We start from the raw sequence: 11,841 nt of genomic DNA on the forward strand, positions 1-11,841 counted from the left end.
AGAGCTTTCGCTCTTAGCACTTCACGAACTCCGTGGCATGTCTATTTTGCACGAGAAAACGTAACGCGGCATATAGACTCGTATATTCCAGCGACTCTACTTTAGTCGATCTGATTTGACGATCGGCTGAAGTGAGATCAATGATCGCCGCCGTAAGCTTGTAGCATCCAAAAGCCTACTGCTTCTCATTCTTGATTTTGGATCCAGGCTCTGGTTCCCGCGTTTTGATCCGGATCGTTCGTTTACTGCGGATCACCAGATCCGAGCGGTTGGTCTTTGTCGAGATATCATCCCTCTTCCCACTTCGTCCGTCTGAGCGTAGAAATCAGTGACGTATTGCTTCTTAAGTTCGTCCGCAAGGCTCTTAAACCCAACGTAAAGATTCGAACTATCCGCCGCGAAAATGCAACGCAATCGGTCAACAGTTTTCTGGAAGGATGTAGCTAGCGAAACAAGATGGCTTCATTCGCTGTTAACAAAAATTTATCAGTGCGGCGCCTGGCATTGAATTTCTATGCTACGTGCAAAAACAAAAGCGTCGGTGGTGTTCCGACGCTTTTGTTTTAAGCGTAAGTCCGAACCTACGTTTATTTATTCGAGGGGTGGCTATTGTGCCGGAATATTGGCCGGAACCGATCCTGGCTCAGGTTCATCAGTCTTCGCAAGAACTTCCTTGTAGATAACGATCGAGCCATTATCCTGCAGGCGTTTCTTGGTTGCCGCTAGATAGTCCGAAAATACCGCCGTGCGTTTTTTCGACAACATCTGCTCTAACAGACTGCTTCGCTGTTTGGCGAAATCAGCGGTGTTGGCATCGTCGCGTTTGGTCACGCCGACGACATACCAGTTATCACCGATCTTGATCGGAGTCTTGGTCACCTCACCGGATTTCATTGCGTAAACAGCATCTTCGAGTGCCTCGCTGGTCGATGCCGACGGGCCATCGCCAAGCGGTGAACCGATGATAAAGGCTTTTTGATCTTTCGCCTTCATTCCCTTTGCGATTGCGGCACCGGCGAGAGCGTCAGCACTCGCGGCACCTGAAGCGATCTGTTTGGCGATCTCCTCGACCTTAGTACGTGCCTGATCTAGCTTTACAACGTCGAGTATCTGGGCCTTGACCTCGTCAAATTCAGCGTCTCGCGGTTCTTTGCGGTCGGCCAAAGTCGGGATGGCAAATCCGTTCTGGATCGGTGTTTTTTCGCCGACATCGCCTACTTTTTCGAGTGACGCGATACCCTCTTCAAACTGCGGCGATGTGCCGATGTTCGGAACGTCGTCGCCGGGTTTGATATAAGAGGTCTCTTTGATCATTTCCGCAACATTCATATTAGCCTCGCCGGCAAACTGGGCGGCAGTTTTCTGAACGTCCTTGCTCTGCTTGAGAGCATCGGCGATCTTCTGGGCAAGTTCGGCGGCGACAGCGTAGGCCTTGCGGTTGCGGAGGCTGACCTCGATCTCCTTTTTGGCGTCCTCAAATGATTTTGGCACATCTTCGCCGCGGCGAAGTATGAAGTAACGGCCCTGATAGCTGATGGGCTCGGTCACGTCGCCGGGCTTCATCTTGATCAGACGCTGATACGGATCTTCGGGCTTGTTGAGATTCTCGCGGACGGGACCGCGGAGTTTACCGCCGGACTGAGCTGAAATTGGATCTTCCGAAAAGCCCCTAGCGACCTCGGCAAAGACGGCTTCTGATACGCTATCGCCGTCCTTTTTAAGACGCGTGATAAGTTCAGCGGCCTTTTCCTGCACTTTTGATTCGAACTCAGGCTTGGCAACGCGAAGAACGATCTCCTGGCCGTTTACGCCTCCGATCTTTTTGTCGGCCGGCAGTTTGTCATACTCGGCGCGGAGCTCAGCGTCAGTGATCGGGAGCTTTTCGCCGATCTTGGCCGTGTTGACAAAGATGTATTTGATCTTTTTCTGCGGAACGCTGATGTAATAGCTTGCCTTGTTCTTTTCGAAATAAGCTTTAAGCTCTTCATCGGTCGGCTTGAGTGTCTGTGCAAGCTCGGCGGAGCTGACGGCGACGTATGAAAGGTCAAACTTCGTGTTCTTTCGCTGAAAGTCGGTGAGCAGTTCTTCTTCCGAAACGGTAACGCCGGACGTCAGGAACGCATCGAGCTTTTTCGAGCTGATGTCGTCACGGACGCTCGTTTCATATGCGGTAATGCTGCCAAACTGGTCGATGACGTTCTGTTCGTAGATCTTTTGATCAAACGGCTTGCCTTCTTCCGGCTTGAACTGGCTTCGGATCTCGGCCGCGACCTCAGCATCGCTGGCCGTCAGCCCGAGACGCTCGGCCTCAACGCGGACGATACGAGTGCCGATCAATCCCTCGAGGATCATTTTTGACGGAAACCCGCGACCCTGCGAGAAGCGACTGTAACTCTCTTTCTGCCGTATAAGTTCGCCGACCGTGATCTTTTCGCCGGAAACACTGGCTACGGTTTCCGTGCTGCGACCCAGGTTGGTCTGAACGCCGCTTTGCGTCGGTGCATAAAAGAGAACAAGACTCGCAACCATCAAAATGGCAAAGATCAAGATAACGAAGTTGCGTGTCTTCTCAAGACGAGTGAAAAACTTTAACATCAGTTAATACCTACAAACCCAAAAATTCGAAAAAGATTATCTGCAAAGATAAACCGCAATTCTAACAAAAAGCGCCTTAAAATCCAATGTAAAAGTGGCGCAAGTGCAATAGATTTAAGTGTTTTGAGCCCTAAAATGCTTGAACTTTAGTACTATTTCGTCGATGATTGAGGAGTTGCGAAATAGCTCGATGGAAAATAAACAGATCAGGTCGGTCGGAATTGTCGTTAAACCCAGTCACGCGGAGGCAACAGCAACTGCGTCAGAACTCTCGTCCTGGCTTCGCCAGCGTGGCATCGCTCAACTTGGCGAACCGATCTCGGCCGACGAGATCAAGCCGGAAAATGATCTGACGCTCGATGCCGATCTGATCGTCGTACTCGGCGGTGACGGCACGATGATCTCGGCAGCCAGGCTTGTTGGCGGGCAGGACGTACTCGTGCTCGGTATTAATTACGGCAGCCTCGGATATTTAACGGATTTTCGTATCGAAGAGATGTTTCCGGCACTCGAGGCGATAGTCGCCGGTCAATATCAGATCGACCGCCGCGAGATGCTGACCGCTGAACACTGGCGAAACGGCGAAAAGTTGGTTTCCGGCCGCGTGCTCAACGACGTCGTTATCAATAAGTCGGCACTCGCCCGCATAATCAATATCGACGTCAAGCTCAACGGCCTATTCGTCAACACATTTCGAGCCGACGGATTGATCGTCGCGACGCCGACCGGATCAACGGCATACAATCTCTCCGCCGGCGGCCCGATCATTTATCCGTCGATGAATGCCATTGTAATGACGCCGATCTGTCCATTTACGCTCACCAATCGGCCGATCGTCGTCCCCGATGACGCCTTGATCGAAATGACGCTCGACAACGAGAACGAAGGCGTCGTGCTCAGCCTCGACGGCCAGACCGGCTATCCGATGAAGGCCTCAGACCGCGTCGTGATTCGCAAGAGTTCAACGACATTCAATCTAGTCCAGCCTGCAAATCGTAATTATTTTGATGTCTTAAGAGATAAGCTCAAATGGGGACGGTAAGATAGGACCACGATGGGTACGGAGTGTGTCAGCACCGTTTCTACGGCTTAGCTTTGTGCGTTTTCGGCGACCGATCGACTTCGAACAGGCTGATGTGTTCGTCCTCCTCCGGTTCGAAGCCCTTGGCGATCCACTGAAATGTCTTCAAATCGCATTTACCACCGTTGGTAAAAACGATACCCTCAGCCTCGAGTAATTCTTGTTGTAGATTCAACGGTATGGTCAGACGTCCGGTCGAGCATTTTCCCTGAGAATTGATGACACGCTGCCATGGGACATTTTCACTGTCGGCCCCGCCCATAACGTGACCGACAGTTCGTGCCGTGTAGCCATTTCCCAAAATGATCGCGATCTGGCCATAAGTCATTACCTTGCCGACCGGAATATCACGCACGATCGCAAATACGCGTCCGCGATAGAGGCTATTCTTATAGATACTCACTAGGGCTAATCGGCTAATCTAACCTTCAGAGCGGTGACCTGCCGTACCCATCGCGCGTGTTTTTTCTCGACGGTCGCGATAACCTGCCAGGGTCCGTTCTTGGCATCAAGCGGTTTGTTATTTTTACTGTCGGCAATGATCACGACCTTTTCAGTGAAATCGGGATCGAGATCCGTGAGCGAATAGACCGCTCTATACCCGTCCGCGGCCTCAACGATCAGATATTGACCGATTGTCGGGCCTTTCAGGTCTTTGCCCAATTTTGCACCTGCGGCGGCGAGGATCGTGCGTAGTTCGACACCCTCAAATGTGGCCTCGGTCCCGTCGTGATCAATGGCTTTGACTACCGTCCGCGGATACTTTGCAAAATCAGAGGCCGTCATTTTCAACGTCGGCTTTCCCGAAACGTCAATAGTAACTGAGGTAATAGGTTTGGAGACCGTCTTTGCTACTTGGCCGAGTCCGGTCAACGAACAAAATGCGATCAAAGCAAAAATAAAAACTGTATATTTCATATCAAAGTTGCCTTAAAAAAGTCCTTGCCGGCGACCCGTCTCCTGTTGCTCCATCGTATTTTAGCGGGGCACAGATCAACTCGTAATCCCCCGGCGGCACTGCTCGTAGGTCAACACCTTCAAGGATGACGATCTCCTTTTCGAGTAAAGTGATATGTACCGGATGACCCGGCGAACCACTTTTTTCGATCGAGAGATAATCTATACCAACGAGGACGATGCCACTTTCGACAATATACTCAGCGGTAGGGGGCGTCAAGTAAGCAAAATCGGTCCGAAAACCGTCCTCCGGCGTCGACCAAAAAGCCGAATTTTTAGACTTGAACAACACCCGCTCGACACCCGTCAGATCCCCAACATGCTCAGGTTCGATGCCGGTGACATCCTCCGGAATGGCGATGACGCGGCACGGCCCCAGGAGTTTGTTCGGGTCCAACTCGTGTACGCGCTTTGCACCGTCAATAAAATGGTTTGGAGCATCGATGTGCGTTGCGGTATGAACGCCAAGCGATATCTGTGAGACATTGGCCGTCGAACCGGTAGCGATCGCCTTGAACGTATTGATCTCGACGCCCGGATCACCGGCGTATACCGGCGTCTCCGAACTTACCGTGACTGTTATATCGTAGATCCTCATTATTTGACCACCTCAAATTTGGCGGATGTCTTGGCCAGCCTAAATGTGGTGTTGGCACCCACGCGACGCCATTTATTTTCGCCGGCAAACGTATATTTTTGTTTGTAAAAGCGAGGTGTCTTTGCCGGTTTCGCGGTTACCAGCCAGACATTTACGGCTTCGGTGTCCATAAACTCTTCGGCCTTGAACCACCCTAGGCCTCGCGGCATACCGGACGCACATTCCATCACGTCAACGCCCACTCCGCCTTGTCCCTGATGCATACCACCGCCGTACGAGAGCGTAAATTCATCTAAGCCGTTACGATTGATGTCACGCAGAGCGGCTACGTCAAACGTCCATCCGCTGTCCGAACCGAATATACCGACGACCTCACCATTTTCGCTGATCACGATCGCGACGACGCCTAGTCCGTTGCCTGTCTGACAGACCTGATAGAACGCGACCGTTTGCTTGGCACCGACTCGTGTAAACGAACCCTTTGCCTCGCCCGCAAATTCGGGCTCGACGGTGCACGCATCACTCGCGTACTTTGTCCGTAGTTTTGGTATCGCATCGCGCTCGATCACAACTTTATCTGTCGCCTGCCGCCCGGCGTCTGATGCCGAAACCCCAACTCTTGGATCCACGACCACAACGGAGCTTTGAGCATTTACAACTGCCGTCATCGATAGCGCCAAAATCAGTGATACAAAAAATTTGTGTCTCATATTGTCCAAGAATAATGTATTAGTCTGGTGCATACAACATTTGCATTGTCCGGCACTTTGTATTTACGCTAATAGGCGAGGAAGATCGATCTAGAGCATCAGATAAATAAGGGTTCACGCGCCGGAAAATGAATACGCCCCGAATATCAGCTTCAAGTTACTCAAATACCGCACCGCTGGTGTGGTCCTTTCTCTACGGAAAGGATCGCGGCACGGCAGAACTCATATTGGACACGGCACCCGCACGCTCAGCAGAATTGCTGATGCAGGACCGAGTCGATGCCGCACTTGTGCCTGTGATCGCATATCAAATGATCGAAGGGGTTCGAATGGTGCCGGACATTTGCGTCGGAGCCCGTAAGCGTGTGCGGAGTGTATGTCTCATTACTAACGGACAAGATTTGTCTGACGTGCGTTCGGTATCACTTGATGTGTCGTCGAGGACATCGGTAGTCTTGACCAAGATCATTTTCCGCGAATTTCTCGGTTTTGAACCTGTCTGGAGCAATGCCGTGCCTGATATCGGGCAAATGCTCGCCGAGGCAGACGCCGCACTCGTGATCGGTGACCCGGCATTGCGTCTATCCGCCGCCGGCGACACTCCGCTCAAGGTGTTCGATCTCGCCGAATTATGGCACCAACACACCGGCCTCGGCTTTGTCTTTGCAATGTGGATGACCCGCCGCGAAAATATATCGATCGATCTCGCCGCCGCCCGCGACGAAGGGCTCAGGCATATCGGTGACATTGCAGCAAATTATGCATCGGACACGGGACTCAGCCGCGACGAAATGCAACGCTATCTAACCGAAAATATCTCGTATTCGATCGACGATTCAATGCAGCAGGGCCTCGACCTTTATTTTCGGCTTGCCGCCCGACATCGCCTGATCCCACGCTCCGCGGAGTCGCGATATATTTGAGTAAAATTCGCTTCTATCTCTCGACCCTTGCGGTGGCGGTCAAAAAATCGGCCGTTTAAGTTCCTCTGCAAGTTCCCGATTAACGATCTTGCCGTCATTGCGTTTGAGGTGCTCGATTACGATCAATGAGTAGTGGATTCGTTTGTCAACGTCGCTCGACTTGCTTCCGATATAGTAGAGCAGCGACCGTTGCTTACCCGCCGTGAGAGCGTGAAATAAGCGATCGCCCTCGGTGTCCTGATCCAGAACCTCTTGCAGTTCCTCGGGCATTGGCAGGCCATATTTGCTTTCATCACGGACGAGTTCGACGGCAACGGTATCGTCCGCGACGATCCCAAGTGCGTCACGCTTCTTTTTATTGACGATAATGTAAAAGATGTCGCCGGACGGCAAAAGTGCACATTGAAAGCCACCAGCCCCGTTGATCGAACAGACAATGCGTTTTGATTTTCCTTCAAAACAAAACTTCGACACTATCTCCTTCGAAACTTCTAAAAAATGCCAGCCCGATTCGAGAGGTGAGCGGATCAGTTTCGTCTCAAATTCAATATGGTCGATCGGTTTAGGCATCTTATACATTCGGGAGCATAGCGTTCGCGAATAGTTGCTACTTAATCAATTCTAAATCTCAGGGCAATTTTGCTAAAATTATACTTAGAGTTAAAGCAATGCAAACATCTATTCAGCCAATACTTGATAAAGCCCTCGACGGTGAGCGACTGACCGCCGACGATTGTACAGAGCTTCTCGCTTCAAATGAGATCGCTCGCATCGGCGTGGCGGCGGACGAGATCCGTCAGCGCAAAAATCCCGGCGACGTCGTAACGTACATCATCGATCGTAACATCAATTATACCAACGTTTGTAATGTGGTATGTACGTTCTGTGCCTTTTATCGAAGGCCGGGCAAGCCCGAAACCTACGTCCATACGATGGACGAGATCTGCTCACGAATTGACGAAACGATAGACCTCGGCGGCACGGGCGTGCTGATGCAGGGCGGACTGCACCCTGATTTTAATATCGAGTGGTACGAGGAGTTGCTCTCAACGCTGCACGCCAAATACCCGACGTTCCAGCTTCATTGCTTCTCGCCGCCCGAGATCCATAACATCTCATTGATCTCAAAGCTCGATTACAAAACGATAATGCAGCGTCTTAAGGACGCCGGTTTGAACTCGATGCCCGGCGGCGGCGGCGAGATACTCGATGACGAGGTTCGCCGACGCGTTTCGACAAAATGCACGTCGCAGGAGTGGCTCGATGTGATGGAGGCGGCTCACAGTGTCGGATTGCGAACGACCGCGACGATGATGTTCGGTATCGGCGATAAGATCGAACACCGCGTCAACCACCTGCAAAAGATCCGCGATCTGCAGGACAAGACGGGCGGCTTTACGGCCTTTATCTCTTGGACATTCCAACGTGAGAACACGGCCCTCGGGCGCAAGATCACCGAGGAACCAACCGGCATAGATTACCTCAAAATGCTCGCTGTCGGGCGTCTGTTCCTCGACAATGTCCAGCATATCCAGGCATCGTGGCTGACCCAGGGCCTCAAGATCGGCCAGACCGCACTGCGATTCGGCGCCGACGATATGGGCTCGATAATGATCGAGGAAAACGTCGTCTCTGCCGCCGGAGCCCACAATGAGGCCAGTGAACGCGAACTCCGTTACCAGATCAGCGAAGCCGGTTACGTCCCCCAGCAGCGAGACATTCTCTACAACTACGTCGATCGCGACGGCATCGACAGCCTCGACACCCGCGAATCAATACCGCTCCAACAGCTAAGCGTGGCGTTCGCGGATTGACGGCAATTGTAGTTACTAATGTGACCCACGGTAAAGGAAAATTACGAGAATTCTATCAAGCGATCCTAGCCTTAAAAGCCGTCGGGCCGGAGCAGGACTAACAATTATGTATTCCCGTAATTAATGCTTGACATTGTAGCTCTTGCGGGTGTACGTTTGAATTATCATTTATGGCTAGACGTAAATGTTGTGAGGATGGCTCAATAATTTATAGGTACACGAGAGGTAAATAGAATGTCAGAGAATATAACAGCGGCAGTAAAGAGTAGATACGGGTCGATCGCGGTGAGCAATTTATCGACCGAGCAGTCCGGGGTCAAGGCGGTTGCCGAGGCTTTTGGATACACGGCCGAGGAATTGGCTTCTATACCGGCGGAGGCGAATATGGGTTTGTCGTGCGGCAACCCGACGGCGACGGCCAACCTCAAACCGGGCCAGGTGCTGGTCGATCTCGGCAGCGGCGGCGGGCTTGACGTATTTCTCGCGGCAAAAAAGGTCGGTCCGACCGGCAAAGCCATCGGCATCGATATGACACCCGAGATGATCGATCTTGCTCGGAAAAACGCCGCTCGGGCCAATGACGGCAAGGGCTATGACAATGTCGAATTTCACCTTGCGACGATCGACAATCTGCCGCTAGCGGATGAGTCTGCCGATATTGTTGTCAGCAACTGCGTTATAAATCTCGCACCCGATAAATCGGCCGTTTTTCGTGAGATAGCACGCGTCCTAAAACCCGGCGGCGGCCTCGCGGTAAGCGATATCGTGCTCAAGCAGGCGTTGCCGGCCGAACTCAGCAGTAACGTGCTCGCGTACGTCGGATGTATCGCCGGAGCGATCACGATCGAGGAGTACAAACAGGGCCTTCAGGACGCAGGCCTCACACACGTCGAGATCATCGACTCGGGCGCCGACCTCAATGCCTATGCCAAGGCGGAAAATACATCGACGTGCTGCGGTCCGGCAGATGCAACGGCGACGAGTTGCTGTGAGCCGAAAGTGAGTTTGACCCGCGATAAGAGCGATGATGACGAACTCCTTTCTCTGCTTCGCCGATACAACGTCAACGACTATGCAGCCAGCGTCAAAATATTTGCCGCTAAGGCAAAAGTGGAATAAATATCGATCACTTAAACAATAGCCGAATGGCCGCTGAAAATGCGGCCATTTTTTATTGAACGGCGTGGTACGATGAACCGTGTTGGGGCTAAGCTCGATGCCGGCACGAGAGTTTGCCCGATCCGGATCTTGTTTTTACCGTCGATTCGCCGTTAGTCGGAACGCAGATCGCAAGCCACTGCGGAGAGTCGTGGATTCGTGTTCGAAACTGAACTCACTCGGTATTACGTTGATGAGTCTGCCACTGGTAATTACAAATGAGCTATAAGATTGCCGCGATTATTTGCACATTTCTGGCAGCCGCCGTCGCCGACATCGTGATCCTATTCACGATGTTGATGGCTATGAATGGTTACAGCGAGAGCGATGCGACGTGGGGCTTGGCCGTTTACGTAGTTCTCGCCGCTGTTGCATCGCTGTTAATGTCGATCGGGGCCTTATTTCTGACCGGCAAATTTATTGGTAAACAGTTTGGCCCATTTGTTTCCTTATTGATAGCGGTTTCGGTTTGTACCGTCGCGGGTTTGATCCTGGAGATCATCGCCGGACTGATCGGCCTCGGCGTGGCGGAGTTTGTACGCTTAAACTACTAGAAAATATGCCAGAGATACTCATCGAAACACAGATCCAAGCATCGGCAGAGATCTGCTTTGATCTGATGCGGGACATTCGCATTCATACCGAAACAACAGCTAAGACCAACGAAGAAGCGGTCGATGGCGTCACAGAAGGGATGATCGGACTGGGGCAAACGGTGACGTTCGAAGGCACGCATTTCGGAATGCGGCAGCGGTTAACTGTCACGGTTACTGAGTTTGAACGGCCACGTCTTTTCGTGGATGAGATGACCAAGGGCACATTCAAGTCGTTCAAACACGTTCACGAGTTTGAGTCGCGCGACGGTGGCACGCTGATGCGGGATACCTTAGGCTGGACATCGCCATTCGGTATTCTGGGCCGGATCGTCGACAAATTGCTGCTCGAGCGGCACCTTCGCAACCTCGTTTCCGGACGAAACGCTCGCCTCAAGGCTCTCGCCGAAAGAACGAAAGGCTAACTTTTACCCAATTATTACAAACCGAAATAAGCTAACCTGTTACGCTGTATCTTTACTAATCTAGCGTCTTCTTACTTTACTAAATGCAAAACGTTGTCGAATTTGAAAAGCCACAAATGGGGCCAAACTGGAAAAATATCCTAATGGTGGTTTCGTTTCACCTGCTTGCTATACCCGCGTTTTTTACGCTCAGTTGGCCTAACTTTGCAGCGATGATGATCGGTAATTGGATCGTCGGCAGTATCGGCGTCGGATTGGGTTGGCATCGTTTGCTGACGCACCGCGGCTTTAAGGCTCCCAAATGGATCGAGTATGTGACCAGCATTTTTGCGACTATGTCGATGCAGGATCCGCCCGACAAATGGATCGCGACACACCGTATGCACCACGCTTTTACAGACACCGACAAAGATCCGCATTCGATCCGGCCCGGATTTTGGTGGGCACAGATCGGTTGGGTAGTATGGGGAACGGCCCAAGATCACGACGAAGCGACGATGAAAAAATACGTTCCCGATCTGTTAAAGGATCGTGGCCACGTATTGATCTCGAGATTCTTCTATATTCCGATCATCGTTTCTGGATTTATTCTTTTTGCGGTCGGCGGTTGGTCGATGGTCGTCTGGGGCGTCTTTCTGCGGGTTGTCGTCGGATGGCATACGACGTGGTTCGTCAATTCGCTCGCGCACATATACGGCGGTCGTCCGCACGAGACCGGCGACCTCTCGACCAACAATTGGTTTGTCGCCATACTCACATTTGGGGAGGGTTGGCACAACAATCATCACGCATTTCCAACATCGGCTAGACACGGACTCAAGTGGTATCAGTTCGATATGAACTGGATCACAATCCGTATTCTCGAGAAACTTGGCCTTGCGACCAACGTCAAGCTCGCCGATGTCGGTGCTGACAAGTTGGAATTGAAACGAGCGGCATAAAAAAGTGGCGGAAACGAGAGGTTTCCGCCACAAGGGTCGATGAGTA

General features: G+C 51.8%; 13 protein-coding genes. 7 read left to right on the forward strand and 6 right to left on the reverse strand.

What is annotated here, in order from left to right; all coding sequences use genetic code 11:
• Window positions 1–606: 606 nt before the first annotated feature.
• Window positions 607–2,595 (reverse strand): peptidyl-prolyl cis-trans isomerase, encoded by a 1,989-nt coding sequence (locus IPQ00_14385; GenBank protein ID MBL0241750.1) that lies wholly within the window; start codon window positions 2,593–2,595, stop codon window positions 607–609.
• A 190-nt stretch (window positions 2,596–2,785) separates the two neighbouring features.
• Between IPQ00_14385 and IPQ00_14390 the strand changes: the two genes are divergently transcribed.
• Entirely contained in the window at window positions 2,786–3,637 is an 852-nt protein-coding gene (locus IPQ00_14390; GenBank protein ID MBL0241751.1) for an NAD(+)/NADH kinase, read from the forward strand.
• A gap of 40 nt (window positions 3,638–3,677) precedes the next feature.
• Here the strand turns inward: IPQ00_14390 and IPQ00_14395 are convergent, their stop codons facing one another.
• From IPQ00_14395 to IPQ00_14410, 4 genes are read right to left on the reverse strand one after another with little or no spacing between them, the layout of a single operon-like run.
• Window positions 3,678–4,079 carry an MGMT family protein gene (locus IPQ00_14395; GenBank protein ID MBL0241752.1) on the reverse strand — a complete coding sequence of 134 codons (402 nt, stop codon included), beginning with the start codon at window positions 4,077–4,079 and terminating at the stop codon, window positions 3,678–3,680.
• Window positions 4,080–4,084: 5 nt separating this feature from the next.
• Window positions 4,085–4,594 carry a molybdopterin-dependent oxidoreductase gene (locus IPQ00_14400; GenBank protein ID MBL0241753.1) on the reverse strand — a complete coding sequence of 170 codons (510 nt, stop codon included), beginning with the start codon at window positions 4,592–4,594 and terminating at the stop codon, window positions 4,085–4,087.
• A 1-nt stretch (window position 4,595) separates the two neighbouring features.
• Window positions 4,596–5,231, reverse strand: a complete 636-nt coding sequence (locus IPQ00_14405) for a cyclase family protein (protein ID MBL0241754.1) — start codon at window positions 5,229–5,231, stop codon at window positions 4,596–4,598.
• A complete protein-coding gene (locus IPQ00_14410) occupies window positions 5,231–5,941 on the reverse strand; it encodes a hypothetical protein (GenBank protein ID MBL0241755.1) in 711 nt (236 codons plus the stop codon). The genes IPQ00_14405 and IPQ00_14410 overlap by 1 nt, the downstream gene beginning before the upstream one ends.
• Before the next feature lie 128 nt (window positions 5,942–6,069).
• On the opposite strand from IPQ00_14410, the gene IPQ00_14415 reads away from it, so the two are divergent.
• Window positions 6,070–6,864, forward strand: a complete 795-nt coding sequence (locus IPQ00_14415) for a menaquinone biosynthesis protein (GenBank protein ID MBL0241756.1) — start codon at window positions 6,070–6,072, stop codon at window positions 6,862–6,864.
• Between the two features lie 39 nt (window positions 6,865–6,903).
• On the opposite strand, the gene IPQ00_14420 is transcribed toward IPQ00_14415, so the two are convergent.
• The gene (locus IPQ00_14420) at window positions 6,904–7,443 is read right to left on the reverse strand and encodes a DUF1905 domain-containing protein (GenBank protein ID MBL0241757.1); all 540 of its coding nucleotides are present in this window, start codon (window positions 7,441–7,443) and stop codon (window positions 6,904–6,906) included.
• A gap of 89 nt (window positions 7,444–7,532) precedes the next feature.
• On the opposite strand from IPQ00_14420, the gene mqnC reads away from it, so the two are divergent.
• From mqnC to IPQ00_14445, 5 genes are all read left to right on the forward strand, one after another.
• Window positions 7,533–8,678: a dehypoxanthine futalosine cyclase gene (gene mqnC / locus IPQ00_14425; GenBank protein MBL0241758.1), complete on the forward strand. Its 1,146-nt coding sequence runs from the start codon at window positions 7,533–7,535 to the stop codon at window positions 8,676–8,678.
• Between the two features lie 234 nt (window positions 8,679–8,912).
• On the forward strand, window positions 8,913–9,797 hold the full coding sequence (gene arsM / locus IPQ00_14430) for an arsenite methyltransferase (GenBank protein ID MBL0241759.1): 885 nt from the start codon (window positions 8,913–8,915) through the stop codon (window positions 9,795–9,797).
• Window positions 9,798–10,054: 257 nt separating this feature from the next.
• Entirely contained in the window at window positions 10,055–10,390 is a 336-nt protein-coding gene (locus IPQ00_14435) for a hypothetical protein (protein MBL0241760.1), read from the forward strand.
• A 5-nt stretch (window positions 10,391–10,395) separates the two neighbouring features.
• Entirely contained in the window at window positions 10,396–10,854 is a 459-nt protein-coding gene (locus tag IPQ00_14440; protein MBL0241761.1) for an SRPBCC family protein, read from the forward strand.
• 83 nt (window positions 10,855–10,937) lie between these two features.
• The gene (locus IPQ00_14445) at window positions 10,938–11,795 is read left to right on the forward strand and encodes a fatty acid desaturase (GenBank protein MBL0241762.1); all 858 of its coding nucleotides are present in this window, start codon (window positions 10,938–10,940) and stop codon (window positions 11,793–11,795) included.
• The last annotated feature ends 46 nt before the right edge of the window (window positions 11,796–11,841 follow it).

Origin of the sequence: Chloracidobacterium sp., assembly GCA_016720705.1 — a bacterium.
In the GTDB taxonomy this organism is placed as follows: domain Bacteria; phylum Acidobacteriota; class Blastocatellia; order Pyrinomonadales; family Pyrinomonadaceae; genus OLB17.